The organism is Kamptonema formosum PCC 6407 (genome assembly GCF_000332155.1).
GTDB classification, from domain to species: Bacteria; Cyanobacteriota; Cyanobacteriia; order Cyanobacteriales; family Microcoleaceae; genus Kamptonema; species Kamptonema formosum.
On the sequence record NZ_KB235906.1, the window covers coordinates 44,528 to 61,593 of the forward strand.

7 protein-coding genes are annotated in these 17,066 nt (G+C 45.5%); 1 reads left to right on the forward strand and 6 read right to left on the reverse strand.

Going from position 1 to position 17,066, the window contains the following annotated elements; all coding sequences use genetic code 11:
* Window positions 1-333: 333 nt before the first annotated feature.
* From OSCIL6407_RS0128475 to OSCIL6407_RS0128485, 3 genes are all read right to left on the reverse strand, one after another.
* Complete coding sequence (locus tag OSCIL6407_RS0128475; RefSeq protein ID WP_007355553.1) at window positions 334-2,034, reverse strand: sulfotransferase; 1,701 nt, start codon at window positions 2,032-2,034, stop codon at window positions 334-336.
* Between the two features lie 6 nt (window positions 2,035-2,040).
* On the reverse strand, window positions 2,041-2,811 hold the full coding sequence (locus OSCIL6407_RS0128480; protein WP_007355554.1) for a glycosyltransferase: 771 nt from the start codon (window positions 2,809-2,811) through the stop codon (window positions 2,041-2,043).
* 308 nt (window positions 2,812-3,119) lie between these two features.
* Entirely contained in the window at window positions 3,120-4,781 is a 1,662-nt protein-coding gene (locus OSCIL6407_RS0128485; RefSeq protein ID WP_007355555.1) for a vanadium-dependent haloperoxidase, read from the reverse strand.
* Window positions 4,782-5,096: 315 nt separating this feature from the next.
* On the opposite strand from OSCIL6407_RS0128485, the gene OSCIL6407_RS0128490 reads away from it, so the two are divergent.
* Entirely contained in the window at window positions 5,097-5,828 is a 732-nt protein-coding gene (locus OSCIL6407_RS0128490; protein WP_007355556.1) for a hypothetical protein, read from the forward strand.
* A gap of 107 nt (window positions 5,829-5,935) precedes the next feature.
* Here OSCIL6407_RS0128490 and OSCIL6407_RS0128495 read toward each other — a convergent pair whose 3' ends face one another.
* From OSCIL6407_RS0128495 to OSCIL6407_RS35040, 3 genes are all read right to left on the reverse strand, one after another.
* Complete coding sequence (locus tag OSCIL6407_RS0128495; protein ID WP_007355557.1) at window positions 5,936-6,580, reverse strand: hypothetical protein; 645 nt, start codon at window positions 6,578-6,580, stop codon at window positions 5,936-5,938.
* Between the two features lie 477 nt (window positions 6,581-7,057).
* Entirely contained in the window at window positions 7,058-16,210 is a 9,153-nt protein-coding gene (locus OSCIL6407_RS31985) for an FG-GAP-like repeat-containing protein (protein WP_019487984.1), read from the reverse strand.
* A gap of 484 nt (window positions 16,211-16,694) precedes the next feature.
* On the reverse strand, window positions 16,695-16,943 hold the full coding sequence (locus tag OSCIL6407_RS35040) for a hypothetical protein (protein ID WP_019487985.1): 249 nt from the start codon (window positions 16,941-16,943) through the stop codon (window positions 16,695-16,697).
* Between the last annotated feature and the right edge of the window lie 123 nt (window positions 16,944-17,066).

Genomic DNA, 17,066 nt, shown 5'->3' on the forward strand with positions numbered 1-17,066 from the left:
AGTTTGATATCATTATAGCGTGAAAGCTGTGGCGTGACCAACTATTATGCGTCGGTTTAACTTACTATAACTAGGGTTGTCGTGATAGTGCTTTCAAAAGCAGTAAACTATTGTGATAGCAAGGTAGCAATAACTGCAACTAGGTCTGAGGGGCTTTGTGACAGTGATTGAAGCAGGCTCCTCTTTGATTTAGGTGCGATCGCATCCAAATGGGCATCACCGTGCCCAAACGGTGATGCCAAATGCAAGCATTGACTTTTACACTGTTTGGAGAAGCGCCTTCGGCTTAACTCTCTAACCACTCAATGCCTACTCAATATTTTTTAAGCAACGCTAAAAAGTCACGCACTTGTAACCAAGCTTTTGTAGATTTTTCCAATTCCAAAGCTCAATCGCCTCCAGTTCCGAAAAGCTCAGTTCATCCTGCCAAGCATGAATACGCTCAGTACAGAGTGGCTCAAGCGTCCTTGGATGCCATACCATTTGGTTAGCCGGAACCCAACCCAATGCAGCGTTTTTTTGATGAAATTCCAGCATTGAAGCGCTAAACTCAATCCCTATCCACTCACAAATTTTCAGCAGTTCCATTTCTGGCTCTCTGACAAGCTGCTCGTAATAAACTACATAAAACTGCTCTGGCTGACAAATGGACTTTGACATTACCCTCACCACTTGATTCCATTGGTGTGTCAGCTCATCCAAGGTTTTGAGTCCCGGCCAAACTATGCCTCTTTCTTTCTCCCCAGCCACCAATTGTTTGACAGAACTGTAACAAGCCCGAAAATCGCGGACAATAAGAACTACTTTGGCCCCTGGAAAATACCTGTGAATTTTACCCAACTGGTAAATATAAAAAGGATTTTTATCTCCCCAAATGGATGCCGTCGGTTGGAACTGCTGCCGATAAGTTTGATAAACAATAGACACCGCTTCAGAGTAGCGCATCTGGCGACAACCCAACAAATTCTGTCGCAGTAGTTGCCTGTCCACATTCCATTCCGAAAATCGGTGGAAAGTGTTGGTGTAAAGGTCGTCCAAAAACTCTTCAATACGAGAAAGCAAGTTATCAATATCACCATACTTTGACTCCAGAGCAACGAAGAAAATGCTCTCAGGTGGAATACAGATAGCTGGATGTGCTGTCAGCATCAAGCGCAAGAGCGTCGTTCCCGAACGTTCAGCTCCAATGATGAAAATTGGGTGATCTTGATCTGACGATGAGCGAGCTGTATTCCCAACACCAACAGGAGATGAAATGTTGCCAACTGCGGTCGAAATCGGCTTTCTTCGCAAGCGGAAATGACCAGTAATTTCTACCCCTAACCCTAAATTAAAAGCCAAATTCCGGCGTGTCAGAGCGGCCTCTATAGCCTGTTGGCTTGCCGATATCTGTTCAGATCTATGTGACTTCGAGATGTTATGTTCGTGAAGGCGGTAGTAATAAAGTGGTTTGCTAACTTTGGCTATTTGTGTAACTTCCGAAAGTCGCAGGCACAACTCGTAATCCGCAGCGAATTCAAAGTTTAGGTCAACGCCTCCCACAGCATCGTAAACGGAGCGACGGAACAGCCGAAAGTGGAAAACCATCGGATCTACTAATAGTTGTTCTGGCGAGTAGGGGATGCGACACAGGGGGCCATAACCTTGAACGCAGTCGTTGGAGTCGATGAGCAAGTAGTCGGTATAGACAAGTCCTATTTCTGGACAAGTGTCTAAAATGGCTGCTGTTTCTGCTAGTGCTGTTGGTGCTAGTAAGTCGTCGCTGTCTACACAGCCAAAGTAAGGAGATGTCGTTTCTCTGATGGATGCCATGAAGGAGTAGCCATAGCCTCGATGCTCTGCTGCTAATACTCTCACTCGCCTGTCTTTTTGAGCATAATTGCGGGCTAAGGTTAGGGAGTTATCTGTTGAACCGTCATCCCAAATGAGTAGTTCAAAGTGAGGATAAGTTTGAGCCAGAACACTCTCAATTGCGGAACCGATGTAAGGCTCTCGGTTGTAGACGGGCATGGCAATGGATATCGGAACTGTCATAACTGTTCAAAATTGGGCTGTGGAGCGTTTGTAGAGGAAAAACCGACTGATAATATCTACTTCTATCTCAAATTTATCGCTTAGCCCGCGTCTTTGAAGTGCTTGCCTAATCGCTGACTGAGAGTCAAGAATTTGGTCAATCTGCTGTTGAACTGTATTCTGGGAATGTTGGCGGTAGTAGTAAAGGGGTTTGTTAAGGTGATAGAATTGAGTGATTTCTGAGAGTCGCAGGCAGAAATCGTAATCTTCAGCGGCGCGGTTGAATTCGGAATTAATGCCGCCTATTTGATTGTATAATTCGTGGCGAAATAGGCGGAAGTGGAAGGTCATAAAGTCTACTAATAGTCGGTCTGGAGAGTAGGGTATTTGGCTGCGTTGTCCTAGTCCTTTTACTTGAGTTTTTTCATTAATTATTAGATAGTCGGTGTAGACTACTCCGATTTCTGGCTGTGCGTCTAATACGGATGCGGTTTCTTGCAGGGCGGTGGGTGCGAGCAAGTCGTCGCTGTCTACCCAGCCCGTATAAATTCCTTTGCACATTGTATGAGCAGCTTTGAGGGCAATTCCTCGACCTTGGTGGGGGGCGGCTATTACTTGAATTCGCGTGTCTTGCTGTGCGTATTCGCGGGCGATGAGGAGGCTGGTGTCGGTGGAACCGTCGTCCCAAATTAAGAGTTCAAAGTTGGGGTAAGTTTGAGTGAGAATGCTTTCTATGGCGGCGCTGAGGTAGCGTTCTCGGTTGTAGACGGTGATAATGATGGAGATTGGGGAGGTCATTGGCGAATGGAAATCAGTCGCAGTTTGAGCGAACAAAGGTACATTGCTTTGATGTTTTTATGCGGAAGTTTGAATCCAGGTTTTATGGTTAAATAAATGTTAGCAGAGGTTGAAACAAATTGATTGTGCGATCGAATAACCCAGGGTACATCACCTTTTAGCACTTATTCAGCAAGTCCTATATAAGGTTTATCCTTCCGTTAAATGCTAATTGAAATATAGAATTAAGGATAAAGGATAAAGGTATTTTACCTGCTAGCAGTCTATTTGCACGCATCGGGAAGCATCCCGATGCAGACCTGTATCAGTTAAACCACAGTCTTAAACAGATTTTGCGCGACGAAATTGCCCACCGCCCAACCAGTTGGCAGCGCATCCTCAACCGTAGCCTCGCGCACGTGCACGCCACCGTAAATCCGGCTGATGGCATCCTCATAGGCAGCATCGTAAAAACTGTTGTAACTGCGCGTTACACCGGGAAGTTCTTGGGAAACTGCCGTAAAAGAGTAGTTTTCGCCAAAAAAGTTAGTCATCACCCCGGCAAATGCACCGCCAAAAGTCGAATGTCCAGAGATGTAATCTGGGAACGGCGGCGTGGGGTTGAGTAGGGGCTCCCATTCCGGGTCTGTCACCGTTCCTGAAATGCCGTGTTTATCGCCAAATCCCCCAGTAATCAGATCGTCCGGTCGGGGTTGAATGACTTTGCTGTTATACTTAGCATCCCAGACCACGATCCCCGCATCCGCCAAAGCGACGTTTAACTCGGCAAACAAGCGGGCATTATCAGCGAGACTCTTTTCTTCCCGCATGGCGACTTCTTCAGCAATTTGGTTCAATTGTCCGTAAGGTCGGAAAGTGTCGGCGCGATCGTCAGCCCAGAACAGGGCGATTTCAGTTTGGTCGGGAGTTCGCGTCACGGTGGTGTTGGCGGTGCTCTGTTTCCCTCCTAACAACCGAACTTCTTCCAAGTCTTGCACAAAGCGATCGGTTCCGGGCACGCCATCTAAGCCGTTCGGGGCAAAGGCTGTGGTGTTAGGGATAGCAAAGGGCTTGACTTTGCCCCAGTTGGGCCCAAGTGCCACGCCTTTGTTGGGGCCTTCGGTATCCGGCCGCCAAACGTAATCGCCTGCTGGGGGAATGTAAGGGGCATTGTTGCTAGAACCGTCGTTGGCGCGGGAGGCGAGAATGGTGTCAGCAACGAAGTTTCCAAAGGCGACTCCATCGGCTTCGGCTTGCGGTGTGTCTGCGATTTCTGCTAAGGATCGGGCGAGTTGTCGATCGAATAATTGAGCTTGATTTGGCAGTAGTGTGACTAAAACCCGGTGGGCTGCTGCTGCTGCTGCTGCTTCCTCCGATGCGCCAATGGGGGCGGGAGTGTTGACAGCATAGGATGTGTGAGTGCGATCGAACGCATTCACCGCATCGTAAACCGAGAGGGCAGCGATCGCCAACAGGCGCGACCCTACAGTAGGCGGCACGCCCCGTCCCGCTTTCCCTTCTGCTTGAATCGCATTTAAAGCGGTGGCATTCCAGTCGATGACAATATCGCTTCCAGTTGCCGAAACCAGTTTTGAGATTTGCTTGCTTTCGTTGTTCTGGTTAATTTCGGCAATCAAGTTGCAAGCCCCCGGAGCTCCAACCGAGGTGATGTTGCTATAGTTCAACCTAACGGTTGTGGATTGTCCCGGAAGCAGGTTGACTTGTTGGACAGTGGAGGTTAGCAAGCAATCGTTGACTAATTTGCCGTCTGGGGCGCGATCGATTATCGAGTCTGTGGAAGTATAGAGTTTAACGGTGATGGGGCCCTTTATTGGTGCGGAACCTTGATTTGTCAGCTTAACATTGACTTTAGCGCGATCGCCCATTTCAATGGTTTTGGGCAAATCAATCTTGCTGAATTTAGCCACTAATTCCCCCAGGGAGGGAAGTAAATTTTGAGCGGTTACTATATCTACAACTTGCTGATTCATTGATGTTACCTTCTTGAAGAATTCCTGCTTTTTGTTGTATTTCAAAGTTATCCGACTATTTGCCATTTCTATGTAACATTGATGTAGATTTGAAAATAATAAGTTTTTTATCATCTATCTTCAGAACTAGAACACAGGACACAACATAGTTGTATCCTGTGTTCTAGGTAATGGAGAATTGGTAGGTGTTTGCGAGATTAATCGAACAGTCCTAGACGTAATTGGCACATGATGAGTGCGAGTTCCCTGACAATAATAATTTCACGGTGTCTGCAAAAATTTATCCCTGGCAACTTATTAATCAAGGAGTTAAGTATGAGACAGTCTGTGAGTCCAATATTTACCAAATTTTTCAAAACTGTTTCAGAGTCGGATAAAACTCTTTATTTAGAACAAATCCAAACCTTTTTTAATAACATTGATGAAGGTTATTCAGAAGTTAACACTCTCGAAGGTGGATTAAGAGGTTCTACCATACTGGGAGACATAAAGTTGTATGGTTTTTCAGTGAAAAGAGATAAGTGTTCAGAACATTGGTATGTTGGGTTTTACAATACAGCGATTCCCTACGCGAAAATTGAAATGTCATCTCGCGTTCCACATCCTGAACATATTACCTCTATTGACATGGACTATACTCAATTACTAATCGAACAATCTCTAGCAGATATGGCTTGGGGTTATGATTATACTCGGAAGACATTTATAGAGTTACTAATAGGAGGGTTTCCAAAAAGCAGTTATGTTGGTAAAATAGCATGGGTTTATTTGATGCTAAAAATCGAATTTTTGCCTGAGCTATCTCAGCAATTTGAAAAAAATGTATATCCCAAAGTTCCTATTTATGATTTTGGCAACTATCTAGAAAAACAAGCTCAAATTAGCCTAGAAAAAGTGATGAGACTTCAACGTCACAAAACTGAAGATGTTGTACAATTTATCAATAAAACAGATGGCTTAATTCTCAATGCTTTAGGTGAAAATCAAATGAGAGAATGGTTGAATCGTATCGGTATTGATTTTGATGTCTGGTTTAAGTGTATCTAGGCGTTGCTCAATAAGCGTATGAATTTGAATGTTTGCAAATTTTATATTCCTATATATTAACGCCTTTAGGCCTTATCACTATGGTAAGCCTTTATGAGTTTATTCAATCACATTCTCTCTATTAATCTAGTCTCCTCCTCCAACAACTTTTCAGCAATTTCAGAACCATAAACATGGGTTAATAACGTTGGCAACCATTTATTTCGAGTTATATCGGGAGGATTCAAACTACAAGCCAACAGAAGGTCTCGCAAACGCTTAAAAAAACCATACACCTGCTTGTCTAAATCCGGGACGGCTCCTCTAATCTCTTCGATAAACTCTGGAGACCCACCCAGTAATCCAAAACGTTCATGTGATTTCATCAGTCCCCACTTACCTTGGGCTGAATAGATAACACTGTCTAAAGTATAAGGATTAATACCCAACCTCGGTCCAATTAGCCTATCTTTTTCTGTTCCAGAGTATCCCTCAAGAAACTCTGATAATGGGATATAACAGTGACCAGGACCATGCTCTGGGTATCCTGTCGATATTAGTGAGATATAGCAGCCAGTATCACCTAATTTAACTGCTGCGCTAATCAGTGCTTCAATCAGTAGAGAATCATTTTCATCTTCACAAGGATAGATAATTGTACGTCCTATCACCTGCGATGAAAAAGGTTCCTTAAACGGATTGTCGTGAACAAAAATTTTCCGAAGGAAAGGCTCTGCTTCTAAATTAAATTCATCTTCAGTGAGAATGTGCATATAAATGGTTTAGGTATGCCATTGATAATTGTTTGATGATAAACTTTAACGTTTCCTTCTTAGTAAGCCTCTCAGCTTTCAAACACCTTTTTACATATTCTTAAAAGAAACTTGATAAGCAGAATAAAAATGCAGTAAAAAAGTACGGGTATCCATATCGTTATCCAGAATTCGACATTCTCATTGTCAAGCTCTTGCCAACGTAATTTAGAAATCAAAACATCAGTCAAAATAATATTAATTTCAATTATTAGGGTCGCCATAAAAATTCCCCAAATTGTATAGCGCCAAACTAGCACTATAGGTAAAATAAACACCATCATTACCGAAAAAAAATCAATAATATCGGCAATTAGCGATAGATATTTGTCAACTAACAACATCATAATTTACCTCCGATGCTTATTCAAGCTAATGAATATTTTCAGAATAAAATTTGAATGTTTTATTCTGTTGTCTGTTCTAAGATTGAATCCACTAAAACCTCAACTTGATATAAGATGATGGAAACCTCAGATTTTGTAGGTCGTTGATTATTTTATTTTTAGTTTCGTCTACCTGCCCTTCTATACTATTGATAAATTGTTCGAGATAGCTCCCACGCCACTGATCTCCTGGCAAGACTGGTCGCCAGACAGAGGCATCTGGGTATTGTTGAACGATCTTATTAAGGCAGGAACAGTCGTATGAACTGCCTGGTGGAGTATTACTGGACTGTCGCCCACGATTTTGTGGCAAACCAGGAGAGAGAACTCGTCCCCCACGATCGCGAACCAGATTGTCAGTAACAATCACATCTCCAATAGTCGCATCCCTCGGAACAAGTACGGGTACAGACACGGATATTCCAACTGTTGTAGGCAATCTAACAGAAATAGTTTGCCATTGTATATTGCCTACAAATACTTCATAAAATGCCCACTTGTTATTTCTACATACCCATACACCATCCGCATCCTTAGAGTGACCTATACTATCTGGAGTAGCCTGACCAGGTTGTAATGTTTCTAGATAGTCATCAGTGGTATTACTGTTGAGAATAATCACTGGTTGGCTACTATTATTCGTTACCGATCCATTCCCAGGCCATCGTGTATCCCTAGTTCCCGAAGGATCAATTCTATCAACAGGCCGATTCCCCACATACCGATAAAGATTAGCATCCCCACCCCCAAACCCAACAGAATCCTCCCCAATAAACCGTCCTATCTCCCCATCATAATACCGACTCCGATAATAATACAACCCCGTCTCAGCATCCAACTCCCTCCCCGTAAACCCATACCGACTCCCAAACCCAGAATCACTCTCATCAACCACCCCACCAAACGCATCATAAACAACATGATTCACCACACTCCCACTATCATCCACCCAATCCTTAACCGTCCCCAACTGGTCACTTAAAGCCCATAAAACATCCCCCTGAGCACTCTCCTGCGCCAACATTTGGTCAACACCACTCCCAAACAAATACCGCTGATCCAAAACAGGTTGATTCGCCCCCGAAGCAGTGAAATCAAACAGCACATTATCCCTGTCATAAACAAACCGAGTCTCATTACTCCCCACCTTCTTAGCAATCCGACGGTTCATCGCATCATACTTAAACCCTACTTCCTGAGTAACATCCCCCGCCGCATTCTTATCAAAAACCCCCGCCAAACGATTCCGATAATCCCACTCATACTCCGTCACCTTATTACTCGAAATCTCAGTCCGACGAATCAAATTCCCCTCATCATCATAAGCATAATTAAACTTCCCATCCGACTGTAACCGATTATTAGTTCCCGTTTGATATCCAGAATTAGTCCGATTACCATTGCCATCGTAACTGAAACTTTCATCCGGCTGATTAGTATTAGAATAGTCAGCCACAGTCAACTGATTATTCTTGTCGTAGCTGTAATTTGTCACCCCATCAACATCCGTAATCTTCGTAATCCGATTCCCATTGTCATAATCAAAGTCATAGGAAACATCACTCCCATGACTCAAAACATCCAAACGATTCTTAGCATCATAAGTATAAGTAGTTCCCCTCACCAACTGACTTCCACTCAAATCAGAATAACGATTCACTGACTTAATTTGACCGACATTATCGTAACCGAAATCCACCCGCTTCGATGCCACACCATTACCGCTTTGAGTAACTTGGCTAATCCGATTTAGCGTGTCGTAAGTATAAGCAGTAGTCCCCTTAGCTGCACCGTTAATCGTATCCTTGACAGACAGGAGATTATCTTGGTCATCATAGGTGTAGTTTAACAGCACATTCGGTACGCCATTTGTTCCCGTATTATCGACAGCAATTTGCCGTCCTTTCGGGTCATAACTAAACTTGTACGTCGAATCTGGGTCTTTAACAGAAATTAACTGATTTGCGGCATCATAAGTAGAAGTAATTGTCCGAATTGGATTATTAGTAGCATTCAGCCAATTTTCTGCCGTCTCCCGATTTAGTTCATCGTAAGTAAAGGAACGCACCCGACTATTTCTGTCAGTAATTCTAGTACGATTTCCCACATCATCGTACTCAAAAGTACGAGCTTTACCAAATTGATTCGTTTCTGATTTCAACCGATTTCTGGCATCATAAATAAATTGAGTCGTATTATTCACCGGGTCTTTAATCGATGTGACATTGCCCACATCATCATATTCAGTAGTAGTAGTTCCCGATGGAGTTAAAGCATCAATGATTTGTGTTTGCCGATTTCTGGCATCATAAACATACTGAGTCTTATTACTATTCCCATCAATTTCAGCCGTAACATTCCCCACCTTATCGTACTCAGTCTTACTCGTACTAGCAACAGAAGTCTTCGCCCCTTCAGTCACCTCCGTCCGCATTCCCAACGAGTCATACTTGTACTCAGTCCGATTATTATTAGCATCAATTTGAGCCACCAATTGATTAGCCGCATCATACTCAAACCGAGTAACTTTCTCATTTGCATCAACCTCCCGAACCAACCTTCCCCGTGCATCATAAACCTTATTAGTCCGATTACCCAACGCATCAAAACTCGCCGTCTGATTATTATCAGCATCATACCGCAACTTCTCTTTAGAAGCATCGGGATTAATCGTCTCAACCAAGCGATTCCGACTATCATACCGATACTCAGTTTTCCTTCCCAACGGGTCAACCATCAACACCTGATTCCCATTTTTATCATACTCATAACGAGTCACTGGAGCGCTCAACGGCCCGCTACCATCCGGGTCAGGAGAAGTCACTTTAACCAACTGATTCATCATATTATACTCAGACTCAGTACGATTGCCATTCTCATCAATCACCGCCGTCTGATTCCCCCCACCATCATACTCAAATTCCTGCGTTGCTTCATCAGGAGTACCAGAGGCAAACGTCGTCTTCTTCAACTGATTCATCGCATCATATTCATACTCAGTACGAATGCCATTTTCATCAATTACCGCCGACTGATTCCCCGCTTCATCATACTCAAACTCCTGGGTTACTTCATCAGCAGTACCTTTGGCAAAAGTAATCTTAACCAACTGGTCTTTCTCGTTATAATCGTAATCTGTCACCCGTCCATTCGGGTCAGTTTCAGTATCAATTAAACTCTGATTGGTGTAAGTATAGCTAGTCACCACATCATCGCTACCACCTACAGCACCTACTACCTTAGTCACCTTTCTTCTATTACCAGTTACCTGGTCAACTTCGTAAAGAGTTTGGCGGCCTAATTCGTCAGTTTCACTCGTTACTTGATTGAACACATTATCGTAAGTAAAACTACGTTTGCCAGTACCTCCCCCCCCTGAGTTGATCGGAGTATTATTGAGACTTACAGAAACATTGTTGCTGTTGGAACTAGCCAATACCATATCCAAGTCGCCATCGGAGTCAACATCTTCTAATGCCACAGATGAGTGGATTTCGTAATTATTCTGCTCATTATCAGTTGCTAATATACCGCTGCCATTATTTAACAAAACTCTCTCTGAACCGTAACCGCTGCCGGAAACAACCACATCTAAATCGTCATCTAAATCCAAGTCCCCTATAGCTACAGATGTAGAAGAAAGATAAGAGTTAAGTGAGTAATTTGTTGCCGGAGTGAAAGAACCATTGCTACCCAATAATACAGAGGCAACCGCTACATTTCCGCTGCCTGAACCAGCCGTAACGATATCGTTTTTGCCATCTTTATTTATATCTCCTACAGCTACGCTCCTCGCCTGAGAAGCAACCGTATAATTACTTTGAGAAGCAAAAGTGCCATTACCATTACCCAATAATACTGACACCCTACCAGTTGAATTAGGCCCATAAGGAGTTGCACTAATAATGTCTAAGTTACCATCCTTATCTAAATCATTCAAAATTACAGCTTCTGGCGCAGAATTTAGCGGTATATCGGTTCGGGAAAAAGAACCGCTGCTGTTACCCAAAAGCACTGATATATTATTGCTAGAACTATTGGCCGTAACGATATCGTTCCTGCCATCCTTATTGATATCTCCTATAGCTACGGATACTGCCCCAGAACCTACTGCATAATTAGTTTGAGCAGCAAAATTACCATTGCCATCGCCCAATAATACTGATACTCTACCGCTAGGGGGATTCGTCCCCCCCGAAATACTGGCAGTAACAATATCGTTTTTGCCGTCGCCATTTACATCCCCTAACCCTACAGATCTTGGCCCGTTTGCCACAGCGTAATCTTTTTTGGGAGCAAAAGTACCGTCGCCATTTCCCGGTATCACTGATACATTATTAGTAAAACGATTGGCAGTAACAATATCGAGATTTCCATCATCATTGATATCTTTGATTGTTCCTAGAGTAGGAGATGAGCCAACTGGATAGTAAGTCTTAGCAGAAAACAACTGACCGTTGTTATTTGGAGGTGTTTCCTCTGTACCAGAAAGGGAATCGGAAATACTTTTCACATTGCCTTTCCCATCGTACTCATAGTCAGTAACATTGCCTCGCGCGTCGGTTCTTTTGGTAACTAATAAGTTTTGATTCCTTTCAAAAGCGGGTTTCAATCCGCCGCCATCTTTGGCTGAAACTACTTGTCCGGTTTGGTCGAGAATTTCTGTTTCTACGTTGCCGTTACTATCTGCTGTAGTCGTTTCCACAGCTCCTAAAACTTTAGCAACTGGTGGATTTAATGGGTTGGTTGTCTGTTCGGAAGGATACAAACCTTGTACTTGTACTGGTGCTACTTGAATTGTTGAACCGTCTTTCTTGATAGCAGTTTTTGCTCTACCTGCAAAATCGTAGGATGTTTGTTCGGAAAATCCGCGTTTGTCAATTTCTCCGATCATGTGTCGTTGCGCGTCATAGCTAAATGTCCGCGCTTTAGTATCGGGGTCAATTATCTTTTGGAGATTGCCTGCTGTGTCGTATTCTAGTTGAGTAGAGCGCCCGGCTGGGTCAACTATTTCGCTGACTTTGCCGTTAGTATAGGTGAAGGTTGTTAGTAGTCCGCTTGGGTCAACTATGCGTTCAATTTTTCCGTCTGTATTGTAACTGTATTTAGTTTCGTTTCCATTGGGTTCTTTGATTGAGGCTAACTGATTGGTGGCGTTGAAGTTGTAAGTTGTTTGGTCTTTTAAGGTGCGGCGAAATGTGCCGTCGCTCTGCTTTTCTAAGGTGGAAAAGTCTCCGGGTGGTGATAGGTAAGTTCCGCCTGGGGTTGTGGGTGCGTCGAATACTAATTCCCCGCCGTCGCCGTCTATTAAGAGAACTGATTTGTCGGGATTTTCTACTAATTCTTGCCATCCAGCTATTCCCCAACCGCTGCCAAAGGGACTATTAATTGTGTTGACGTTAAGCAGTTTTCCGGTGTTGTCGCTGGATGAACCTGCAAAGATTGTGCCTGTGAATTGACGAATGCCGGTGGTGAGGGTGTAATCGTATTGTCCTGATGGTAGGGAACTCATGTCTGCTTGCAATGCGGCATCGATTGTACCCCCAGCTTCAGGAATTGACCAAATGTGTTCGCCGCCATTTAAGCCGTATTCTCCGCCTTTGAATCCAGGGATTTGGTATTGCAAATTACCACGATTGAGGCTCAATTCTGCTACGAGTCGTCGCTGGGGATTGTAGGTGATGTTGTCGTAGCTGAAGTTGAGGATGGGGCGGGGGTCTGCTCTTAGTGAGTCGTAGGTTAAGGTGAGGCTGCGGTTTTCTCCCATTGATTGGTAGGAGACGAGGTTGTGGGTTTCGATGACGGCACCGGAGTGGAGTTCTACGGTTGAGGTAAAGTTGCTGTTAGCTTTGCATTCGTTGCAGTTATCTTTGGGGTTGCGGGGGTTTTGGCTGGGGTCCCGCAGGCTTGGTGCTGGTGGGGCGAAGAAGTGCCAACTGCTGTTGCGGATGCCACCGGAAATGGTTTCGATGGTGGTGCCGTCAGCGGTGACTTTACCAGTACCTACATTATCGAAGAAGCCTGTAGTAGGGTTAATCGACCACAAATCCATCGTGGTGTCTGGTGCGTAGCCGGCGCGGTTGGGTAAGGAGAGGGGGGCGGGGGTGGTAAACACCATATCCCCTGGCTGAATGGTGACTACTAAATCGGTGTGCAGGTTGGGGGGTAGGGCGGCGGGGGTTAATTCTGTGGGGACTTCGGTGATGCTGAGGTTTTCGGTGTAAAGGTTGCCTTCTGTGTCTTTGAGGGAACCGGCTTTGACAAATACGGATGCTTTGGGAATAGCTGCGGTGGTGACGGTGGTGTCGGCGGCTGGGTCAATGATTTGGGCATTGGTGAAGTCGATGGGGGGTAGGTAAATTGGTCGGGAGATGACGTTGTCAAAACCAGCGTAGACTTCATGTTCCAATAACAGGGGCAGTTTTTCGGCAATGTAGGGGTAGCTGTCTTCGCCTGTAATGCCGTCGCCGTAAATCTTGAGAGTATTGGGAAGTTCTGTTCCAGGGGCTTCAATCAGAGGGATTTTGAAGGAACCATCTGCCTCTGTGATGGCCACTGATTCACCGAGTAGGACTAATACGTTGGCGAGAGGTTGTTGGTCGGTATTTTGGATGACACCGAAGATGCGGGGGATAGTTCTGGGTTCAGCAACTACTGTCAAGGTGGCAGTTTGGGTGGCAATGGCGGCTCCATCGCTGGCGGTGAGGGTGAAGGTGTAAGTGCCTTCTTCCCCAGGGGCTGGGGTGAAGATCAGGGTGCCATTGCCTTCGAGCTTGCTAGTTGGTAAAGGGCTATCGGAGGAAAGTGAATAGGTAATGCGATCGCCGTCGCTGTCGGTGGCCGATAATGGGATGGATAAGCGCTCTCCGATTTTGACGTTCAATGGTGCTACAGGGTCGAAATTGGGAGCTGAGTTGGCGGCACTGGATAAGACGGTGGTAGTGAGAGGGAACCTCACGAAGTTAGGATTACTGAACGCGATCTCTACTGGGGCTGAACTTGCTTGACTCTGCAAACCTCCCGCTGGAATGGCGTTGCGGAGGTTAATATAGGGAGAACCGGCGGGATTGGTGCCAGAAGGATTTTGCAGTTGGACATCGGCCGGTAAATTGGGGAAGGACACAGCGACGTTTCGACCAACGGGCGATCCACTGTTGCGGACTTGTAGCAGGGCTTTGTACTCGCCGGTGGCAGAGTCGAAGCGCACAGCACTGAAGTTGGCTTCCAGTTCGGAAGAAGGGTTGAGACTGCTGGTGTCGATCGCGGGCCCGATGGGAACGCTTGATAGTTGTACCGGGAAGCTCGGTAAGGCAGAGCCTTCAGGATCGACAGAGTTAGTTAAGTTTTTAACTTCAATTTGGGTGCCGGTGTCGCTATCGCTATTGATTAGCTTGAAAACGAGCATTCCGCTGGTTTCTGATTCGATGTCGCTCAGGTCAATTTCTACGGTTTTCCCGCTGTAGCGCACTCTTCCAGGGATGAACTCGGCGACATCGCCAGAAGCAGAAAACAGTGCTGTTCCAGGTTTACCACCATCCAGAAGTGTTTGGTTGGGATTGGTCGCTGAGACTAGGTAAACCTGGAATAAATCTTCGATTGCTGGCTGGGTGTCGGTGGTGTCAAACTTGGCTGTCAGGTCAAATTTAAGCGTCCGCGACCCGGATGCTTGACCCAGTGTTACGGGCATAGTTGCTTGTACTAAGGAACTATCTCGTTCGCCCAGGAGCACGGTATCTGCTGAAGTCGCTCCCCAGCCTGTGGTGCCGACTCCACCCACAAAGAAGTTATCTGTGACTTGGAAATTGATTGACTGTTCTGTTTGGTTTCCGGCACTGTCAATGCTGGTGATGACAACTGAGCGATTTCCCAAACTTAGCCCAGAGTCTGACAAGGCAGTATCGAACTCTGGGTTGGTTTCCAGCAGTTTGGGTGTTCCAGCATCGAGTTTGTATTGGGCAAGATCGATCCCCACCCCCGCATCCATTGTGCTGCCAGTCAGCCGTGCTGTACTGCTGTGCATTCCTCCAGCAATAGGTGTATTGATGGAAAGGGAGGGTACGGTGGTGTCGAGGGTAAAGGGGACGTTGAAGATGTCAGCACTGTTGTCTTTGGTGTCGGTGGCTGTAAGGTGCAGTACATGGTCGCCGTCACTCAAGGGATTGGCGTTAATTTCTTCTAATTGAGTCCGGTCAAATGAGAAGCCACCGCTGCTGTCGAGGCTGGCGGAGAGTTCGGCGAACTCTGACGACGGGGTGTCGTCAAAGCCGGCGCGGAAGCTGGCTATAGGACTGGTGTCGCTGATGGTTCCGGCTATTGTGGGGTCGTTTGTGATGTTGTCGGTGAGATCGCTGCCTGTATCGTTGGCAAGTTCTGCCACAATCAATGGTGGTGTGGTGTCCAATTCTACTGTGACGTTAAAGGTGGTGGTGGTAACGTTACCGGCTGCGTCTTTTGCCGTGACTCTTAGCGTGTGGGTTCCGTCACTGATGTCAGTGAAATTCAGCGCTGTGTCGAAGCTGCTACTGCTTACGGTGACAGGAATTTCGGTGGCATTGTCGAAGCGGTAAGTTAAGGAAGTGAGTGTGGTTCCCGTGCCAGAGGCAGTGCCACTCAAACGAGTTGTTGGTGTCAGTGGTGCATCTGAGAGGGGTGTGGAGATATTGAGTTGGGGCAGCACTGTATCGATTGTAACTTGCAGGGGCGCTGAAGTCGCGAGCGGTATCCCCAAGAACATCGCGGTAGCAGTGAAGGTGTGAGGGCCATCGGTGATGGGAGTTGCAGTAACTTGCTTGGGCTTAGTGAGGCTGGTTTGTCCGACTAGCTGTCCATCGCTGTACAGTCGTATTCGCAAACCTGTTAGGGTGTCCACCGCGAAGGTAGGAGTGTTATCGCTGGTGATGTTGTCGGTGCTGCTGATTCCCGTGTCGCTGCCAGCTCGCAAGTCCACCGTTACAGGTATGGGTAGGGTCAAGCTGCTGTTTTTCTGGTCGCTGACTGTTGGGGCTACTGATGGGGTATCTACAATGGTATCTAAGAATACTGGAAAACTTGCTGCATCTCGTGTGGAACCGCTGCCAGTTTGAGGTAGAGCCGTCAAATTACTAAATAAATTATGCGTGAAAATTCCCGCTTCCGCTCCTCCAAAACTAGGAATTTTCTCCAACAATTCTGTGGATAATTTGAGTAATTCTTCAAGACTTTCCATGTAGCACCCTGACTCAATTTCTGATTGATGTTGCAACGCAGCTCATTGGTTAAGGCAGCCAAGGAAAACTTTTTGAAAGTTACTTCGTTGGTTTATTCCTAAATTGATGAGTAAGTAGCATCATCATTTTTTCACCTTCAGAGTATATACAGACCTCTACCATATTTTTATTAATTAAATTGAAGATATCTTTAAGTTAAGTTAACTTTTTATAAAAATCCTAAATTCCTCAGCTTATGAGGCCCAACGATATTCTATTGACTCACTTGGAATCTGGTGCGCTCGCTGCGAAGGACGGATCTTGCCTGAAGTCCAGGCGATCGCCTCTCGCCTCTAAAAACGAGGATGCCATGTATGGTTTTGTTTTAGCCGATGCCTTAAAGAACTACCTGCACCAATTCGCTTGCACTGCAATGTCACGACACGAGGTTTGATTTTAGAGGTTCCGACCCCACTGCACGAACTGGTTTGCAGTACAATGTGGTCAAGGAGTACCCAGTGTCGTCATGAGTACCAACTGGCTTGCTCCTGGCTTCAAGAGCGACTGGCAGGAGCACAGTTCTATCAAAGTCCAAACTGCCCCATCAAACTTTCTTGCCTTGGCTTCCAGAGTGAGCGTGAGTGCAAGTCCTGCGCGATACCCAGCTTTTATAATAATCCCAATTAGCCCTTGGCTGTTGTCGTGTGCGATCGCTAACTCCAACTTCCAACAGTTCTCATCGTAGTCTAGCAAAAACCCCTAATTTGCTCATAGTGCTCATTTTTACCCCCTATAACGTCTATTTGACATGGCTTGCTATGCGACTAGCACTCTAACTACGAGGATTTAAGAGGTGTCCGAGTACAAAAAATCAAT

Coding starts and splice junctions, on each gene's coding strand:
- OSCIL6407_RS0128485 (WP_007355555.1), bottom strand. CDS start 4,781: ATGAATCAGCAAGTTGTAGATATAGTAACCGCTCAAAATTTACTTCCC.
- OSCIL6407_RS31985 (WP_019487984.1), bottom strand. CDS start 16,210: ATGGAAAGTCTTGAAGAATTACTCAAATTATCCACAGAATTGTTGGAG.
- OSCIL6407_RS0128475 (WP_007355553.1), bottom strand. CDS start 2,034: ATGACAGTTCCGATATCCATTGCCATGCCCGTCTACAACCGAGAGCCT.
- OSCIL6407_RS0128490 (WP_007355556.1), top strand. CDS start 5,097: ATGAGACAGTCTGTGAGTCCAATATTTACCAAATTTTTCAAAACTGTT.
- OSCIL6407_RS0128495 (WP_007355557.1), bottom strand. CDS start 6,580: ATGCACATTCTCACTGAAGATGAATTTAATTTAGAAGCAGAGCCTTTC.
- OSCIL6407_RS0128480 (WP_007355554.1), bottom strand. CDS start 2,811: ATGACCTCCCCAATCTCCATCATTATCACCGTCTACAACCGAGAACGC.